This is a genomic window from Amphibacillus sp. Q70 (genome assembly GCF_052055485.1).
Lineage (GTDB): Bacteria > Bacillota > Bacilli > Bacillales > Amphibacillaceae > Amphibacillus.
In genome coordinates, this window is the sequence record NZ_CP197171.1 from 690,177 (window position 1) to 707,974 (window position 17,798).

Sequence of the window (17,798 nt, forward strand, 5' to 3'; positions counted from 1 at the left end):
GGGGACTTGAATGGAAATGGAGTGAGAAAATGAATAATAAAGATGCTTGTGAAATTTATTGTTATGACGAAGAAAAAGTTAATCGAATACAAAGAGAATTAGAGAAAGAAGATATTTCTAGTGTTGCCCAATTATTTAAAGCTATTGCGGAAGAAAATAGGGCGAAAATTACCTTTGCCTTGTTAAAAGGTGAAGAGTTATGTGTTTGTGATATAGCAAATATTATTGATGTCACGGTCGCAAATGCTTCCCACCACTTACGCACGCTTCATACGCAAGGAGTTGTTAAGTTTAGAAAAGAAGGAAGATTAGCGTTTTATTCGCTGGATGATGACCATGTTGAACAGTTATTTGTTAATGCATTAAAACATGAGAAAGAAGGAAAAGTAAATGTCTGATCAACAAGCAAAATTATCGGAACAAGAAATGAAAGCTTATCGAGTTCAGGGATTTACCTGTACAAGCTGTGCAAATATCTTTGAAAATAACGTAAAAAAATTACAAGGAGTTGAAGATGCTAAAGTAAACTTTGGGGCATCTAAAATCTATGTTCACGGAAGTACAACGATTGAGGAATTAGAAAAAGCAGGTGCTTTTGAAAATTTAAAGATTCGAGATGAAAAAGAACAAAAAATAGAACGTGAATCGTTTTGGAAACAGAAAGCAAATATTAAAGTTTATATCTCAGCTATATTGCTTGTTATGAGTTGGTTGTTGGGCGAGCAATATGGGGAAGGTCATATTCTTCCAACGATTGGTTTTGCAGCAGCCATCTTAATTGGTGGATATTCATTATTTATTAAAGGATTTAAAAATTTAAGCAGATTTAAGTTCGATATGAATACGCTAATGACTATTGCCATTCTAGGAGCCGCGGTGATTGGTCAATGGGGAGAAGGGGCAATGGTTGTTATCCTGTTCGCTATAAGCGAAGCGTTAGAGCGCTATTCAGTAGACAAGGCTAGGCAATCCATTGAATCGTTAATGGATATCGCTCCAAAAGAAGCACTAATTCGTCGTGAAAATAAAGAAATGCAAGTACACGTTGAAGATATTCTAGTGGGCGATATTATGATCGTAAAACCTGGCCAAAAGTTAGCGATGGACGGAACAGTTATTCAGGGTATATCGACATTAAATCAGGCCGCCATTACAGGAGAAAGTGTTCCAGTAACCAAAACTGTTGGTGATGAAGTCTTTGCAGGAACATTGAATGAGGAAGGATTACTAGAAGTAAAAGTAACAAAAAAGGTAGAAGATACCACGATATCAAAAATCATTCATTTGGTAGAAGAAGCCCAAGCAGAACGAGCACCTTCTCAAGCGTTTGTCGATAGATTTGCACAGTACTATACACCAGCTATTGTCGTCTTGGCTCTTTTAATCGCTGTTGTTCCCCCTTTACTATTTGGAGCTGATTGGAGCATGTGGGTCTATCAAGGCTTGGCTGTGTTAGTAGTTGGTTGTCCTTGTGCTCTAGTTGTTTCAACACCTGTTGCTGTAGTTACTGCAATAGGAAATGCAGCTAAAAATGGTGTTTTAATTAAAGGTGGCATCCACTTGGAAGAAGCAGGAGCTCTAAAAGCAATTGCTTTCGATAAAACTGGAACATTAACAAAAGGTGTTCCAGCCGTAACGGACATTATAACGTATAGTGGAAATGAAAATGAATTAATGACTATTACAGCAGCTATTGAAAAGGGATCACAGCATCCACTTGCTTCAGCAATTATGAGAAAAGCAGAAGAAAACAGTTTGGACTTTAATGGAGTATTGGTTGAAGATTTTCAATCTATTACAGGTAAAGGCGTAAAAGCAAAAGTAAATAATGAATTATATTATGTAGGTAGTCCAAATCTTTTTGAAGAAGTACATGGAAGCATTGAAAGGAATCAAGAACGACAGATTATTGAAATGCAGACGCAGGGAAAAACAGTCATGGTGTTAGGAACGGAACAAGAAATCCTTTCTCTTATTGCAGTGGCAGATGAAATAAGAGAAACATCAAAAGATGTCATCAGTAAATTGAACAGCATTGGAATTGAAACAGTGATGCTGACAGGTGATAACCAAAGGACAGCAGTAGAGATTGGAAAACAAGTCGGTGTTTCAGATATTAAAGCAGATTTGCTTCCAGAAGATAAATTGAATTTCATTAAAGAACTTCGTGGAAAGCATAAAAGTGTGGGAATGGTTGGAGATGGCGTGAATGATGCACCTGCTCTTGCAGCTTCCACTGTTGGTGTGGCAATGGGTGGTGTTGGAACTGATACAGCACTAGAAACAGCTGATATTGCTTTAATGTCAGATGATTTAAGACAATTACCATATACCATTAATTTAAGCCGTAAGGCTTTGACGATTATAAAACAAAATATTACCTTCTCATTGGTAATTAAATTAGTGGCATTGCTGTTAGTTATACCTGGTTGGTTAACGCTATGGATAGCGATATTTTCCGATATGGGAGCAACATTACTTGTAACACTAAACAGTTTAAGGTTATTGAAAAGTAAAGAATAACAATTTTGTTTAAAGAGGAAAGGGATAACATTTGTTATCCCTTTAAAATTTGAATAAATTTTCTTTTCATCGTTATATTTTCGATTTGATGAGTATGCGTTGAATCCATGTAGTTAAAGTAAAAGGTTTGTTTTTATAATGTTTTTTACACATTACTATTGATATATACCGAAACCCAGTAGAGAAGATATTCATGTTACACAACGCCTCAAAGAAACTGGTAATTTGCTGGGCATTCAAGTTTTAGATCATTTAATTATTAATGGCGTTAATCAACAGGAACACTATTCTTTTAAATCCCAAGGTGTATTGGAAACCACGGAAGCCTACAGTATCGCCACAACAATAAGGAATGAAGAAACGAATTATAATTCTACAAAGGGAGAAAGTGTTGACTTTAATGTGCCAATACAAGAACATAGCTACCCTTTACCGGACACCGATATAAGCATTGTAGACCGCAACTCCTACGGATACTTATATGATGAGATGCTACCACTAACAAAGGAACGTGCCGCAGAATTGTTTGATCAGGATTTGCCAGTGTACTTGCTTTATGAGGATAATACTGAAGGGATGGCACTTGACATAGAAGATATAGACAATCATGATGGTATCTTTGGCGTGGAGCGTGCCGATTGGATTACCTTTAAGGCCTTTGAAGAAATGAAAGAAACTGAAAAGTTTTCTGTATCAAAGTTGGAGCAGCCTCGCCCTTTTCTTCAAAGAAACTATTTAGAAACAGCTGAAAAATCAGTAGAGCAAAATTATAACCAACTGGACGGTATTATTAATAATAAGCCTACTGTAACTGAACTAGAGCAAAAAGGAGAAAAGAAAAATTCTGTAGTAGAACAGCTTAAAGCAAAGTCATTCATAGAGAAAGATAAGCAGAAAAAAATCCCTCAAATGAATACGAAAAAGGAGCGATGATCCTAGTGAAATTTACCATAGAAGAAATAAATTTAATATGTATCTACAATACAGGCTCAAGAGAAGGTTTGCTTTCGGAACTTACAGAAATGCAAACTCACTTGGCGCAAGATGAAACGGAACTTTTGGAGCTTACACAATCAGTTATAGATAAGATAACTGCGATGAGTGGTGGCGAGTTTGATAGTATGGCAGCAGAACTGATTGTTGATTTTGAAGGATAAGTTATAAATCATAATGAATTTATTATCATCTTGAATAAAGTCAATAAGAATTATTTTTTATTATTAAATAATTCTTATTGACTACATAGATGAATATCTATATAATATATACATAGATGATCATCTATGTAAGGGAGGTGAAAATATATGATACATTATGAAGAAAATGCAAAAATACTTAAAGTCTTATCAGACCCAAATAGATTAAAAATTATCGATATATTATCCTGCGGAGAAAGATGTGCATGTGATATATTAGAGTTTTTTGATTTTTCTCAACCAACTCTTTCGCATCATATGAAATCACTTGTGGATGTAGACCTTGTTAACGTAAGAAAGGAAGGTCTTTGGAACTATTATTCATTAAATGAAACTAAATGTAACGATACTGTCACGGTATTACAGAATGTTTTCAATAATACTAAAAATTGCATTTGCTATGAAATAGGATCTAAAGAAGATGAAGAAAGTTCTTTAATTAATAAATAAAGGAGATGTTAAAATGAAAAATATGGTTATATTTGATCCAGCTATGTGCTGTGCAACAGGAGTATGTGGGCCATCTGTTGATAAGGATTTATTGAGGGTTTCCACGCTTTTAAATCGATTAGAAAAGAAAGGTGTAACAGTTGAAAGACATAATTTAACGAACAACCCACAGATATTTGTTGATAATAAGATAATTAATAAACTTTTAAATGATGAAGGTGTGGATATTCTACCTGTAACCATAGTTGATGGTGCGGTTGTAAAAACGAAGGAGTATCCTACGGATGAAGAGTTTGTAAGTTTATTAGACATACCAGCAGAATATATCCTGTCCGAATTAAAAGCTAGAAAATTAAAAAATGAAAATAGATAGGGGGATTCTATGTATAAAGAGTTTAACTTAGAAGATATCAATCTAACTAAATATATGTTTTTTACAGGTAAAGGTGGCGTAGGTAAAACCTCTATTGCATGTGCTATTGCAGTAACGCTGGCAGATATGGGAAAGAAGATAATGTTAGTAAGTACCGATCCAGCTTCGAACCTTCAAGATGTTTTTGATACTGAATTGGATAATAAAGGAGTAGAAATTAAAGAAGCACCTAATCTTACAGTAGCAAATTTTGAACCAGAAGCTTCAGCCGCTGAATACAGAGAAAGTGTTATAGGCCCATTTAGAGGGAAACTTCCTGAGGTTGCAATAAAAGATATGGAAGAGCAGCTATCAGGCTCTTGTACAGTAGAAATTGCATCTTTCAATGAATTCTCAGGTTTTATTACTGATGAGAAAGCGGCAGAAGAATATGATCATATTATATTTGATACAGCACCAACGGGGCATGCTCTAAGAATGCTTGAATTACCATCAGCTTGGTCTGATTTTATAAGCAAGAGTACTCATGGCGCTTCCTGTTTAGGCCAGCTTTCTGGACTACAAGAAAAACAGGAGATATATAAGAAAGCAGTAGAAAATCTAGCGGATGGAGAAAAAACTACTTTAACTTTGGTTTCAAGACCCGAAAATTCAGCATTAAAAGAAGCTGAGAGAGCATCTAAAGAACTTCAGGACTTAGATATAAGAAATCAACTTCTAATAATTAATGGAGTATTACAAAGCCATGACGATGCACTATCTAATTTGATTTTTGACAAACAGAATTATGTCATGAGTAATATGCCTGAAGGTCTAAAGGGTCTTGATACTTATGAAATACCTTTAAGACCATATAACATTGCAAGTGTAGGTAATCTAAGAACATTTTTTGTTGATGACGAAGTTGATTATATAGAAGTAACACTAGATAATGATAATACACAAGGATTAAAGGATGTAATTGAAGATCTATACAATAATGATAAAAAAATAATATTTACCATGGGTAAAGGTGGCGTAGGCAAAACTACAATTGCAGCTTCCATTGCAGTTGAATTGGCAAAGAAAGGTAAAAAGGTTCACTTAACAACGACAGATCCAGCAGATCATATAGGCCATGTGGTTGATGAAAGCTTTGGAATAACAATGAGCAATATAGATGAAGAGGAAGAATTAGAAAAATATCGAGAAAAAGTATTAAGTAAAGCAAGAGAAGCAAATGCTTCCCAAGATGATATTGATTATATAGAAGAGGATCTGAGAAGTCCTTGTACTCAAGAAATTGCAGTGTTTAATGCTTTTGCTGAAATAGTTGAACGTTCTGAAGATGAAGTAGTAGTAATAGATACAGCTCCTACGGGACATACATTATTATTATTGGAGTCCACTGAAAACTATGATAAAGAAATAGCCCGTACTCAAGGCGAGACACCAGAGTCTGTAAAGAATTTATTGCCAAAACTTAAGGATGATAAGTTAACGGAGGTCTTAATAGTTGCTCTACCAGAAGCTACTCCTTATTATGAAGCAAAGAGATTGCAAGAGGATTTAGATAGAGCTGATATATTTAGTAAATGGTGGATTATAAACTCAAGCTTCTATGCAGCTGATACAACGAATGAAATATTACGTGCAAAAGCAAGTAATGAAGTGGAATGGATTAAGACCATTGATGATGAATCGAAGGGCAATTTTGCAGTGATTAAATGGACTCCAGAAGAATTAAAGGGTGAGCAATTAGCAGCTATATTATAATAAAAAATATATAGGGAGGCCTTAGACCTCCCTTTTGAAAGGATGATAATTATGTCGAAGGAAAAATTACCTTCAGGGATAAATTTTTTTCAAAAGTACTTAACGATCTGGGTTGCCCTTAGCATGGTAGGTGGGGTGCTAATTGGTAGATACTTACCTGCAATACCTGGATTTTTTGGTAGATTTGAATATGCTAATATTTCAATACCGACAGCTATACTTATTTGGGTAATGATCTATCCTATGATGATGAAGGTAGATTTTCAAAGTGTAAAAAATGTAGGGAAAAATCCGAAAGGTTTGTACGTAACCTGGATATCAAACTGGCTTATAAAGCCTTTTACTATGTATGCGATAGCTTCATTTTTCTTCTTTGTAATTTTTAAGAATCTCATAACATCTGAACTTGCAACAGAGTATCTAGCAGGAGCAGTTTTACTAGGAGCTGCGCCATGTACAGCAATGGTATTTGTATGGAGCACATTAACAAAAGGTAGCCCAGCTTATACAGTTGTTCAAGTAGCAACGAATAATTTAATCATATTAGTAGCATTTATTCCGATAGTTAAGTTTTTACTAGGAGTTGGTAATGTAGTAGTTCCGTGGGCTACTTTAATATTATCAGTTGTCCTCTTTGTAGTAATTCCATTAGCAGGAGGTATATTTACTAGGTTACAAGTGACAAAGAATAAAGGGTTAGATTATTTTGAAAATGAGTTTTTACCTAGATTTGATGGTGCAACAACAATAGGGTTGTTATTAATGCTGGTATTATTATTTTCATTCCAAGGTGAAACAATATTGAATAATCCTTTACACATTTTGCTTATAGCTGCTCCACTTACTATTCAGACATTTTTAATCTTCTTTATAGCATATGGAGCATGTAAATGGGTTAAATTACCTTTTAACGTAGCAGCACCAGCCAGTATGATAGGTGCCTCAAATTTCTTTGAGCTAGCAGTGGCAGTCGCAATAGCATTATTTGGAATGGATTCCCCAGCTGCACTTGCAACAACTGTAGGAGTTTTAACTGAAGTACCATTAATGCTATTTCTTGTGAAGATAGCAAACAGCACCAAGCATTGGTTTCCAAGTAAGAACTAATTGGAGGTATACAGATGAAAAAAACAGTTGCTTTTATATGCGTCCATAACTCGTGCCGATCCCAGATGGCAGAAGGGTGGGCTAAAAAACTAGGTGATGAAGTATTAGATGTCTATTCAGCAGGAACAGAAAATTATCCAGAAGTAAAACCTCTAGCTGTTGAAGTAATGGAAGAGGCAGGAGTAAAGATGAATGGGCATTATCCCAAATTATTAACTGATATTCCAGATGAGGTAGATATTTTGATTACAATGGGTTGTAATGTGGTTTGTCCATTTGTTCCAAATAGTCATAATGTGGATTGGGGTTTGGATGATCCTTCAGGTGGACCAATAGAGGGATATAGAGAAGCCAGAGATATTATAAGGGAAAAGGTAGAAGATTTAATTAAAAGAATTAAAAATAATGAGTTTTAATTTAAGTAATTCAATTTGTTATTCTTAATCTAATATAAGTATAATTATTACCCTGTTTTTAAGGTATTATTAAAAATTAAATTGTACAATTTAAGGGCAACCTTGTCATTTCTGACTTGGTTGCCTTTTGTATTTCACAAAAAGTAAAGGAGGAACGATATGCCTACAAAATTGCAAGCGATGTCAGAGCTGGCGGAGGATACCGCCAAACGAATTACAAGTAGTCTTGCAGATTGGACTGGTTTTCTGACCACTGTGGGGCGGCTATATAAATACCCTTACCATGAACAGCTGATGATTTACGCACAAAGACCTGATGCAACGGCTTGTGCGGAATATGACCTGTGGAACAACAAAATGAACCGATATGTCCGACGTGGATCAAAGGGAATTGCATTACTTGACCCCGCTGGAGATACCTTAAAATTAAGATATGTTTTTGATGTTTCCGATACAGGTAGCAGAGAAAACTCTCGCCGCCCTTATCTTTGGAATATGCAGGAATATCATAAAGAACCGATTTTAGAAACACTAAAGGATAAGTTTGATATAGAGGATAATCATCTTGCCGATGCTTTTCATAACATTGCAAGAAATATGTCCAAAGCGTATTATGATAATCACAAAGGGGATATTCGCTATCTCATCGAAAACAGTTTTTTAGAAGAATATGATGAGGATAATCTTCAAAAGGCTTTTGAAGATGCGGCTACCGTCAGTACAGCATATACTTTGATGAAACGATGTGGACTGGATACGAAAGGCTATTTTACCCATGAGGATTTTTTAAGCATCTTTGACTTTAATACTGTTGATACTGTTGCCTTATTAGGCACAGCAGTCAGCGAACAATCGGAGCAGATATTTAGGGAAATAGCTCTTACCATTATAAAAACAGAACGTGAAAGGAGCCAAGCGTATGAACGAAATCACTTACAGCAGGAACGGGGATTATCTGATACCCAACATTCAATTGACAGAGCAGACCAGCAACGAGGAACAGAGTCCACTAGGCAAATACGGCAGAATGAGGAAACAATATCTTCAGGAACACAGGAAAGCATTATTTCATTCCCTACTCCTATCGGAGAAACTGTTCCCTCATCTGTTAGAAATCGACCAAGCAGCCAACAAGAGGTTAGAACAGATAATGACGGATTTACAGAAAGCACAGACCCCGCCGGACAAGATGACACATCAGATGGAATGGGTGGGTTACATGAACAATCTGAAAGCACAAGCGGAGGAAATCATACGGACGGAACTTATACACAATTAAGTCTTTTCCCCACAGAGCAGGAGCAGATACAAAAAATAACGGAGAACATAGAGGTTGATAAGCCTTTACGTCCCTCCGTTTTTTCTATGTCTCAAGAGACCATTGACCATATTTTAAGAACAGGAAGCAATAGCAATGACAGCTTATTAAGAATCACTTCATTCTATCAAAAGGAGAAGTCTATAGAAGAAAAAGCAGATTTTTTACAAAAGGAATACCAAGGTGGCAAAGGGCTTCATATAGAGGGAGAAAAAATCTCTATATGGTTTCATACCGATGGTATTCATATGGCTAAGGGAGAAACTGCTCTCTATGCTCGTTCCAAGGAAGTCATTGGCTGGACGGATGTTGCAGGGAGAATTGAGGCACTTTTAAAGGACGGACAATATGTAACACCGGATACCTTAGAGAATGCAGCTGAATTTGAAAGACAACAGCTTGCAAAAACAATTTGGTATCTACAAGCAAGACTTTCTTATTTTCCATTGCTAAGCCTATGCCTAGATTGGCACAGGTAGTTGTTTTGCCAACGCCACCTTTTTGGTTGGCTATGGCAATGGTTTTTGCGTTCAATTCTGTTCCTCCTTTCAATTTTGAGCACAAAAAAGAGCTAGTCCTATAAACTAACTCCTTTGTAAAAAGGATACTCTTTAATTTTATCTATATAAAAAAGTTGCTACTCAAAATAAGAGCAAGCAACTTTTTGTTTTCATGTTCAATTTTAATTACTGGCTAACTCCAAAATGTTTTAAATCAACTTTGATTGTCCCTACCTTTTCAGGTGTTGGGTGCTTTCGTTCATTCTTTAATTCTTCTACAGCATTAGGAACATCATACATTGGCAATCCTAAATCTCTTTTTAATTCTACAATATAGATAGTATCCTCTTGATTGTAATTTGACATTTATCGACAAAAGTTGCTAATGACTGCAACATAATTCAGATAAACATATCTGAATCATTGTTTTTGGTTCTGCAGTTTGCAAGTAATAATTTTTTGTCGATAGTCTATACTAAAAAATTCTATTTGCTGCCATAGCAAGTTGAATTGATAATCTAATGGGAAGAGATGCATCCGCCATCTGATTCATATCTCCTACGAAAAACAAATCTTTTATCGGATAATAAAAAGCAAATGAACCTGTTGATCCAGAATGTCCAATTAATTCACCTTTACCCATAAAAAGACTAATCGGTCCACTTAAAGAAATTTGCATATACCCCCCTCCATAATGAATCGGTCCCATAGAAGCCTGAAGCTTATTATAAATTGATAGACGGCTAAAAATACTCTTATCAAACAATTTTCCTCCAAAGAATGCCTTTATAAATATCATTAATTCTCGAGCAGTAGTTATACAGCCCCCACTTGCACCACTGCTAATCACAAACTTAGGACGGTAGATAACCTGATTCATATAATAGATTTTAGGTATTTCATCATGATTATCTCCAGGAAGATAGGTGTTCTCTAACCCAAGTGGTTCAAAGATATACTTCTCATATGCTTTGAATAATGTTAAACCACTCTCTTTTTCCACGATTTGTCCCAGTATATCAAAGTTTATATCTGCATAGTAAGCTTTCCCTTTATTTCTAGGTTCAAAATGGGGCTTTAACTTCTTAACTTCACTTATGGTATCGTAAAAATTAATATAAAAATCCTCCTTTAAGATTCTATTTATTAAGCTATTTTCCCCTTCTAAGTACACATCAGGTAGCCCGCTTATTTGAAACAGTAAATCAGATATTGTTAGCTCCAAAGAGTAATCCCTACCGTTATAGATATGAATCCCTTTTAAAATATTTATATCAAAATACTTTATAATTCTATCTTCCAAGGATAATTTATCCTGCTCTAACAATATTAAAATACAACTGGTAGTAAATAACTTTGTAATACTAGCCATAAGCAATGGAGAATTTAATTCCTTTTCTCCATATCTTTTCATAAGTGAGAATTTTCCGCCGGTGTCTTCAATTAGTAAAATTCCCTCATGAATTTTCCTTGAACTTGTAAATTTATTAAAAACTTTTTCAAATTTCTCTGTTTTAATATTTGTCATAGTCACTCCCTATATTTAGCTCGTATTGATTTTATATTTCTACAGTACTTCTTCCAATATATAATCTAAAACCAGACATTCCAAATCACTTTTAAAAAGAGTTCCCTCTAATAATCTTTATTTCCTACTTATTTTACCTGTTTTTTCATTTCCACGTTTGAAATTACCAGTAATTTTAGCCATTATCAATTGTGCTTCCACTCTATCTGCTTTTGATACTTTCGATAAAAACTTTTCACTTTCCTTGCCCTTTAATATCATAATTTGCTTCCCATACCAAGAAATAAATACTTTATTATCTTTCGATACTCTATACGAGAAAATCTCTTCTTTGAGTTTATTTCTTTTATCTATACCATCCAATTTTTCCACTCCTTTCTATAAATATTTCTAAAACACCTACCCTACTTTAAGGCATTATATAATATCTCCAATACATAGGTTGTATGGTCTATTTTTTTGTTTAGGTTACTTCTCCAATTATCGGATAGCTTATATGAACTCAATGCTGTCCCAAAATCCCAAAGGTCGTCCTCACCTTGTCTATTTATGAGCCATTCTATCTCATCATTAAATTCCTCATAAAAGCCATCAAATAGTGATACTATACGCATCGTATGTATCCAGCTGGATAATTCCTTAGTGTTTTTAATCCGTTCAGGTTTTTCATATAATCTTGTATTAGTATAAAAAATAGTCTCTGGATAGCAGTGTAGCCACTGCAGATATCGTCTTTGTATATCTACTGGTATTTTATCTTTAATATGAGCAAATAAAATAATATTGTTGATACTGTTCAATCCTATATACTTGCCATGAATATTTACACCAAGCACTCTTTTTGAAATACGATCTACTTGGGAACCATCATATAAACCATTTTGAAAACTATTCTGTAATATGTATATCCATTTTAAACAGTTTTCTGTATAGTGAGGATTTTCAGAATTAAACAATGCTAATCTTGATATAATAAATAGGGGGACTGCTGGTTTGAACCACTTATTTTTTTCCCAAGCATCAGGCCATAGTGATAAATCGCTGATCATATTTTCCATATGAATACATGCCTTATCAATAATCTCATCCCCTCGTTTTAAACCAAGTGCATATAAATAGAGCACTGCTGATTCTGTGGTCTTGTATTTTTGCTTTACCTTAGAATCTTGACTATGAAATCTTCCCCAGCCACCATCACAATGCTGCTCGTTTTTTATATCTTGTACCCATTTACTACAGTTTACTTTTCTTCTAAGATCCATCATAATTTCTGGGTTTGAATCATTACTTCTGAAATTAGTTACAATCTTATATTTGACAACATCAGAAGGATTCTGTGATAATAGGATTTCTGATGCTTCCTTTAGATCAAACATATGAATCGATCACCCTTTTCCTTTATTAAAAGCTATTCTAAATTATGAAATACCCCTTCGTATATTTCCGAATAATACAAGATTAGTAGGCTTCTGAATGTCAAATCACATATACGTCTTTCTTCTTTACGCCAGTCCTTTTCCAATGCCAAGCCTGTATAAGTACCCCATTTTGTAAAATAATAATGACTTAGCTTGTTTTTGAATATTCCGTCATTTTCGCTTAAAATATGAATAAGAAAATCAACTTGATCCTTTAACTCACCTATAGATTTCACTACCCCAAGTCTAGACAGCAATTCCATTCGATGAAACCACATCATCCAATCTTTATCTTCAAAGGCATCCACATCTGGATGAAAATTGTGCATACAAAAGGAAGCGGGTGCAATTAATTGGTGTCCATTTAATACAAGTATATCCGGAATCGGAGATAATCTTATTAATTGACCGATTGACGAAGTAATTATTTCTTCATTTTCTTTACTTCTCCATGTCTTTGTAAAAGCAAGCAGCCTAAGGTCATATATGCTGGGCCATTTCACTTCATCCTTAAAAATCAGTTTATTTTTATATCCTTCTGTAATGTCTTGTATTCTGTCTATAGAAAGTATAAATTTAAACTTATCCAGTGCATTTTCTATTTGTTCTTTGATGAAATCTTTATTTTCTATCCCTGCATAAGCAAAGATAGTAGCCCTAATCAACTGTGAACCTCCAAACCCTTTTTGGTCTAAGATCTTACCCACATTAAATAAACAGCCTTTATCAAAGGTATCCACTCTTCTTTCTAATTCATCTAACATTTTTCGAATTGGAAATTGCTCAGATAAAAGACCTTTTTCCGATAACACTCTTATTGCAGTTTCAATTCCCTTCTCGCTATGAAAATCTTCATCGATCCAACCATCTACATTTTGTTTTACTATAAACTGCTGAATCAGTTTATCTTCTAAAATTTGACTTTGCAACTTTTCTTTTTCATAGGAATCTATATCCTTTAAGATTTCCTTTTTTATCCTGTATCTTATGGATGCACCTGCATGATCCAATAAAAATTTTAATGATTTATTCATATACCCTTGTATGATATAGCCAACAATTACAATCATACGCTCCTTTCACTTTTAATATACACCTGTGTTTATTTACGATCTTAGTAATTTTTAATTTTGCAGCTCTAATAATAAAGGTGTTATTGTATTTTTATCGGTAAAATCTACTTTTGCTCCATATGTAACTAAAAGTTCTCTATCGTCATCTGTTAATTCATTAGAATTCTTTTTAGAAATTATAATTTTAAGCATTGCCATCATAGTTTTGTCTATTATCCCTAGCTTTTTATAATCAATTCCACCACGTAAATGGTAAAAGCTTATATTATCACGTATTTCTTTTGGAAAATTTTTTTCTATAATTGGAACAAAAACTTCCTTCCTATCGGTTGAAGCCAAGCCTACTGTAAATACTATTATTTTTTTGTCTTTTAAGGCCTCAAAATTCTTAGTAAGGATAGAAATTCCACCAATTCCACTGGCATATAAGCCACCTCCATAAATAATCGTATCGTATTCCATTAGTTTCTTAATCTCTATTTCTGAGGATTCAAAGGAATCTGCTTTCGTTTCTTCAGCAATCCACTGAGCATATCTTTTAGTGCTTCCATATTTTGATTTATATACTACAACTATATTATTCATAGATTTTCCCTCCTATCCTCCAAGAAATTAAGATAATTCTTCTTCGATATTCTGTATACTATCCATCAGTCTAAATAAAACTTCATCAAGTTCTTGAATCTCACTGTTTCTTAACACGCTAAAAAATTCTTCAATAAATTTATGGTCCTTATTTTGTCGCACTTTCATATACTCTTCAATTTTCTTTGTAGAATATATTCGAAGCACACGATTGTCCAGTTCATCTTTCTCAATAGTTAAAAATCCTTTTTCTTGAAGCCTAATAGCAAGCTGTTTTGAATTTTGGTGAGATGTTCCCATTTGATTAGCTAATTGACTAAGTGTGGGGGGATTTTCAAAAAAAGTCGACAGTGTCAGCATAAAGAACCATTGCTTGGTTGTAAGCTCCCCAAGGAAACTATTTCCAATGGTCTCCAGCTTATTGGATAATAAAAATATCATTCCAAAAATACGATATCTTTTATCAATATCATGTAACCTTTCTAATTCTCTCATATTAATCTCCATTCTATCGCTGTCGCTCAAATTATCTTTTTCAATCTAATCTCCATATAGGATAAATAAAGGTAATGCATTACCTTTATTATAGATTAGCTTGATAATCATGTCAAACTAAAATACCTGGTACATTATCTTATTTTAGTGCCAATAATACTTTTAACGTGAGTATCTTTATCCCACAAATCTAAAAAGATTAGTATATAAAAGTTTTCAAACTATGATGCTTTCTCTCTGTTTAGATATGCAAAAGGATGTCCTTTTCTGAACATTCTATAATCTACAACCTAAATTTGAACCTTTAGGGCGTATATATATTCCACATGGTGTTCACCTGTTACATACTCTATTACATATTCTTTGGGTATTATATAGGTATAAAGTGTTTTACCTTCCCTGCCCTCATCAGCTTTCTTGCAGTACCATCACCAATACCATCTAGCATTTCTCTAAACTGTTCAAGTGTCACAATGTCAGGATACTCTTTAAACCTTAAGCAAGACTTTCTTATTTTCCATTGCTAAACCTATGCCTAAGTTGGCACAAGTAGTTGTTTTGCCAACGCCACCTTTTTGGTTGGCTATGGCAATTACTTTTGCGTTCAATTTTCTTCACCTCCAATGGGTATAAAAAAACGCCATCTATAGGCTCGTCTGCCTTTTAGATAGCGTTATGCGTGGTTATTCGGTTATTTATTATATTTTATTTTTACTGAAACCCTTTGTTATCAACGGGTTCGGGAGTTGAGCATAAATGAACGCCCCCACCGGGGCCACGGGGCCTACTGGACCTACCGGTGCCACTGGAGCTACTGGACCTACGGGACCGACTGGCGCCACTGGGGCCACGGGAGCTACTGGACCTACCGGACCGACTGGCGCCACTGGAGCTACTGGACCGACTGGACCGACTGGCGCTACTGGAGCCGCGGGACCTACCGGACCTACAGGCGCTACTGGAGCCACGGGACCTACCGGACCGACAGGTGCCACTGGAGCCACGGGACCTACCGGCGCTACTGGAGCTACAGGACCTACGGGACCTACAGGCGCCACTGGAGCTACTGGGCCGACTGGACCTACGGGCGCTACCGGAGCCACTGGGCCGACCGGACCTACGGGTGCTACTGGAGCCACGGGACCTACCGGTGCCACTGGAGCTACTGGACCTACGGGACCGACAGGCGCTACTGGAGCCACGGGACCTACCGGACCGACAGGCGCTACTGGAGCTACTGGACCTACGGGACCGACCGGACCTACAGGCGCCACTGGAGCCACTGGGCCTACCGGACCGACGGGTGCCACTGGAGCCACGGGACCTACCGGACCGACAGGCGCTACTGGAGCCACGGGACCTACGGGACCGACAGGCGCTACTGGAGCTACTGGACCTACGGGACCGACCGGACCTACAGGCGCCACTGGAGCCACAGGACCGACCGGACCTACAGGCGCCACTGGAGCTACTGGACCTACGGGACCGACAGGCGCCACTGGAGCCACTGGGCCTACCGGACCGACGGGTGCCACTGGAGCCACGGGACCTACCGGACCGACAGGCGCTACTGGAGCCACGGGACCTACTGGACCGACAGGTGCTACCGGAGCCACAGGACCTACTGGACCGACAGGCGCCACTGGTGCCACAGGACCTACCGGCGCTACTGGAGCCACAGGGCCTACCGGACCTACCGGACCTACCGGACCTACAGGACCTACAGGACCAACTGGGCCGACGGGACCTACCGGACCGACCGGGCCTGCATTTGCTGAAAATGGTTTTGCTGCAACTCAAGGAACAATGACTGTATCTGGATCTGAACAATTAATTAGCTGGTCTACGTTACCACCTTCTTATCCTAACCCTAACTTTGACGCATTAGATGGAATATTCACTGTCCCTGAAACTGGCCGTTACTCTATTGATGCAACAATTAACTACCAAACGACTGCTGCACTCACCGTTTCTCTTGGAGCGGGTGTAAACCCGGCTTTTGAAGTTCAACGAATTACGCCAGACCCTACAACATTAATAGCCGGCTTATTCCCTATATTGAACGTAAACGTTGCCCTGCTCTTGACCTTAAGAGCTGTATTAGGAAATGGAACTGTAACTCTGGCAGGAGAGGTCGAACTTAACGCTGGAGATCAGATTGGTCTATTCTATGTAGCTAATGGGTTGACTATCGGCTTAGACTTGGGCGGTTCTGATCAGCAAGGTATTTATTGGTCAATCAATCAAATCGCATAATCTTAATCTGGAGTGCGCCTCAGCACTCCAGATTTTTTTAATATATAGTAAAAATTTATATCAATTAGATATAAACCTTACTTCAGGGTGTATATCCCCATCAAGTAAGGGATATCACAATCCTTTACAAACCAACCGTTACTCTTACCTGTCTTTAAGCATAGACAGCAAGTAGGCTAAAGCCAAATAACTTAAAAGTTTGCTTTTATAGTTGAAAGTTGATCGTGTGTTAACCATGGATCCAACAGCTACAAATCACTTATAGTAAGATGATATAAAAGGAGACCTCAATTAAAGAGGGACTAAGCTTACACAATCTATGCCATGCCAATTTTAATGATGATGGAATAAAACCATGTACAGAAGTGACGATTCCCAGGTTTTATTTTCCAAATATCAGAATAACAATGGCATGAGACATCATAACTTAGTGCTTCCCTCCTACTCACTTTTCTTACATTAGGCTATCATCCAATTATGGAACAGCCTAAATCAGCTAATCATACGATACATGTATAGCTAATCATCTATAGTGTAGAGAAGCAAAATGAAACATAAGTGAACTTTTTGAATATCACAGTTAAAATTCCACCCAATAAAGAGAAGGCAACTGATAGACTCTCAGCTTTTTAAAGAAATAGATTGTTACACACCATCAAAGCAGAAAGAGAGAGAAAGTTGAATATACTAAATGAATTAATGAGCTTTTCTGTAGACTTTTCTTAATTAAATGGTTACACACTTTGAGTAAAGATCCTAAGGATAGATTAAAAGCAATCGTAAAAAGAAATGGTGAAATAACGAT

General features: G+C 36.4%; 17 protein-coding genes and 3 pseudogenes. 11 read left to right on the top strand and 9 right to left on the bottom strand.

Going from position 1 to position 17,798, the window contains the following annotated elements:
- Nucleotides 1-29: 29 nt before the first annotated feature.
- The 10 genes and pseudogenes from ACS127_RS03060 (at nt 30) to ACS127_RS03105 (ending at nt 7,820) form a co-directional block, all read left to right on the top strand.
- Nucleotides 30-398 carry an ArsR/SmtB family transcription factor gene (locus ACS127_RS03060; RefSeq protein WP_015008898.1) on the top strand — a complete coding sequence of 123 codons (369 nt, stop codon included), beginning with the start codon at nt 30-32 and terminating at the stop codon, nt 396-398.
- A complete protein-coding gene (locus tag ACS127_RS03065; protein ID WP_440897000.1) occupies nt 391-2,523 on the top strand; it encodes a heavy metal translocating P-type ATPase in 2,133 nt (710 codons plus the stop codon). Before ACS127_RS03060 ends, ACS127_RS03065 begins: the two co-directional genes overlap by 8 nt.
- 168 nt (nt 2,524-2,691) lie before the next feature.
- Nucleotides 2,692-2,835, top strand: a pseudogene (locus tag ACS127_RS03070) (JAB domain-containing protein); the annotation flags it as partial.
- 90 nt (nt 2,836-2,925) lie between these two features.
- Nucleotides 2,926-3,456: a DUF4316 domain-containing protein gene (locus tag ACS127_RS03075; protein ID WP_440898065.1), complete on the top strand. Its 531-nt coding sequence runs from the start codon at nt 2,926-2,928 to the stop codon at nt 3,454-3,456.
- Nucleotides 3,457-3,461: 5 nt separating this feature from the next.
- The gene (locus tag ACS127_RS03080) at nt 3,462-3,680 is read left to right on the top strand and encodes a transposon-transfer assisting family protein (protein WP_440897001.1); all 219 of its coding nucleotides are present in this window, start codon (nt 3,462-3,464) and stop codon (nt 3,678-3,680) included.
- 150 nt (nt 3,681-3,830) lie between these two features.
- On the top strand, nt 3,831-4,169 hold the full coding sequence (locus ACS127_RS03085; protein WP_440898066.1) for an ArsR/SmtB family transcription factor: 339 nt from the start codon (nt 3,831-3,833) through the stop codon (nt 4,167-4,169).
- Nucleotides 4,170-4,182: 13 nt separating this feature from the next.
- Complete coding sequence (gene arsD / locus ACS127_RS03090) at nt 4,183-4,542, top strand: arsenite efflux transporter metallochaperone ArsD (RefSeq protein ID WP_440897002.1); 360 nt, start codon at nt 4,183-4,185, stop codon at nt 4,540-4,542.
- 9 nt (nt 4,543-4,551) lie between these two features.
- Nucleotides 4,552-6,297, top strand: a complete 1,746-nt coding sequence (gene arsA, locus ACS127_RS03095; protein ID WP_440897003.1) for an arsenical pump-driving ATPase — start codon at nt 4,552-4,554, stop codon at nt 6,295-6,297.
- Nucleotides 6,298-6,348: 51 nt separating this feature from the next.
- Complete coding sequence (arsB, locus tag ACS127_RS03100) at nt 6,349-7,404, top strand: ACR3 family arsenite efflux transporter (protein WP_440897004.1); 1,056 nt, start codon at nt 6,349-6,351, stop codon at nt 7,402-7,404.
- Between the two features lie 14 nt (nt 7,405-7,418).
- On the top strand, nt 7,419-7,820 hold the full coding sequence (locus ACS127_RS03105; protein WP_440897005.1) for an arsenate reductase ArsC: 402 nt from the start codon (nt 7,419-7,421) through the stop codon (nt 7,818-7,820).
- Between the two features lie 1,735 nt (nt 7,821-9,555).
- Here the strand turns inward: ACS127_RS03105 and ACS127_RS03110 are convergent.
- From ACS127_RS03110 to ACS127_RS03150, 9 genes and pseudogenes are all read right to left on the bottom strand, one after another.
- Nucleotides 9,556-9,672, bottom strand: a pseudogene (locus ACS127_RS03110) (ParA family protein); the annotation flags it as partial.
- A 152-nt stretch (nt 9,673-9,824) separates the two neighbouring features.
- Complete coding sequence (locus ACS127_RS03115) at nt 9,825-10,004, bottom strand: hypothetical protein (protein WP_440897006.1); 180 nt, start codon at nt 10,002-10,004, stop codon at nt 9,825-9,827.
- A gap of 109 nt (nt 10,005-10,113) precedes the next feature.
- Complete coding sequence (locus ACS127_RS03120) at nt 10,114-11,166, bottom strand: serine hydrolase domain-containing protein (protein ID WP_440897007.1); 1,053 nt, start codon at nt 11,164-11,166, stop codon at nt 10,114-10,116.
- A gap of 117 nt (nt 11,167-11,283) precedes the next feature.
- Complete coding sequence (locus ACS127_RS03125; RefSeq protein WP_440897008.1) at nt 11,284-11,529, bottom strand: hypothetical protein; 246 nt, start codon at nt 11,527-11,529, stop codon at nt 11,284-11,286.
- Nucleotides 11,530-11,570: 41 nt separating this feature from the next.
- On the bottom strand, nt 11,571-12,542 hold the full coding sequence (locus tag ACS127_RS03130; RefSeq protein WP_440897009.1) for a hypothetical protein: 972 nt from the start codon (nt 12,540-12,542) through the stop codon (nt 11,571-11,573).
- 32 nt (nt 12,543-12,574) lie between these two features.
- On the bottom strand, nt 12,575-13,654 hold the full coding sequence (locus ACS127_RS03135) for a hypothetical protein (protein ID WP_440897010.1): 1,080 nt from the start codon (nt 13,652-13,654) through the stop codon (nt 12,575-12,577).
- 54 nt (nt 13,655-13,708) lie between these two features.
- A complete protein-coding gene (locus ACS127_RS03140) occupies nt 13,709-14,242 on the bottom strand; it encodes a flavodoxin domain-containing protein (RefSeq protein WP_440897011.1) in 534 nt (177 codons plus the stop codon).
- A gap of 27 nt (nt 14,243-14,269) precedes the next feature.
- Complete coding sequence (locus ACS127_RS03145) at nt 14,270-14,737, bottom strand: MarR family winged helix-turn-helix transcriptional regulator (protein WP_440897012.1); 468 nt, start codon at nt 14,735-14,737, stop codon at nt 14,270-14,272.
- A gap of 497 nt (nt 14,738-15,234) precedes the next feature.
- Nucleotides 15,235-15,345: pseudogene (locus ACS127_RS03150) on the bottom strand (ParA family protein); the annotation flags it as partial.
- A gap of 148 nt (nt 15,346-15,493) precedes the next feature.
- On the opposite strand from ACS127_RS03150, the gene ACS127_RS03155 reads away from it, so the two are divergent.
- Nucleotides 15,494-16,993, top strand: coding sequence for a hypothetical protein (locus ACS127_RS03155; RefSeq protein WP_440897013.1), 1,500 nt, complete (start codon nt 15,494-15,496; stop codon nt 16,991-16,993).
- The last annotated feature ends 805 nt before the right edge of the window (nt 16,994-17,798 follow it).

Bases quoted from the DNA above. Each gene is read 5' to 3' on its own strand.
- arsD (WP_440897002.1), top strand. From the start codon at position 4,183: ATGAAAAATATGGTTATATTTGATCCAGCTATGTGCTGTGCAACAGGA.
- ACS127_RS03120 (WP_440897007.1), bottom strand. From the start codon at position 11,166: ATGACAAATATTAAAACAGAGAAATTTGAAAAAGTTTTTAATAAATTT.
- ACS127_RS03065 (WP_440897000.1), top strand. From the start codon at position 391: ATGTCTGATCAACAAGCAAAATTATCGGAACAAGAAATGAAAGCTTAT.
- ACS127_RS03140 (WP_440897011.1), bottom strand. From the start codon at position 14,242: ATGAATAATATAGTTGTAGTATATAAATCAAAATATGGAAGCACTAAA.
- arsB (WP_440897004.1), top strand. From the start codon at position 6,349: ATGTCGAAGGAAAAATTACCTTCAGGGATAAATTTTTTTCAAAAGTAC.
- ACS127_RS03115 (WP_440897006.1), bottom strand. From the start codon at position 10,004: ATGTCAAATTACAATCAAGAGGATACTATCTATATTGTAGAATTAAAA.
- arsA (WP_440897003.1), top strand. From the start codon at position 4,552: ATGTATAAAGAGTTTAACTTAGAAGATATCAATCTAACTAAATATATG.
- ACS127_RS03130 (WP_440897009.1), bottom strand. From the start codon at position 12,542: ATGTTTGATCTAAAGGAAGCATCAGAAATCCTATTATCACAGAATCCT.
- ACS127_RS03060 (WP_015008898.1), top strand. From the start codon at position 30: ATGAATAATAAAGATGCTTGTGAAATTTATTGTTATGACGAAGAAAAA.
- ACS127_RS03145 (WP_440897012.1), bottom strand. From the start codon at position 14,737: ATGAGAGAATTAGAAAGGTTACATGATATTGATAAAAGATATCGTATT.
- ACS127_RS03135 (WP_440897010.1), bottom strand. From the start codon at position 13,654: ATGATTGTAATTGTTGGCTATATCATACAAGGGTATATGAATAAATCA.
- ACS127_RS03105 (WP_440897005.1), top strand. From the start codon at position 7,419: ATGAAAAAAACAGTTGCTTTTATATGCGTCCATAACTCGTGCCGATCC.
- ACS127_RS03155 (WP_440897013.1), top strand. From the start codon at position 15,494: ATGAACGCCCCCACCGGGGCCACGGGGCCTACTGGACCTACCGGTGCC.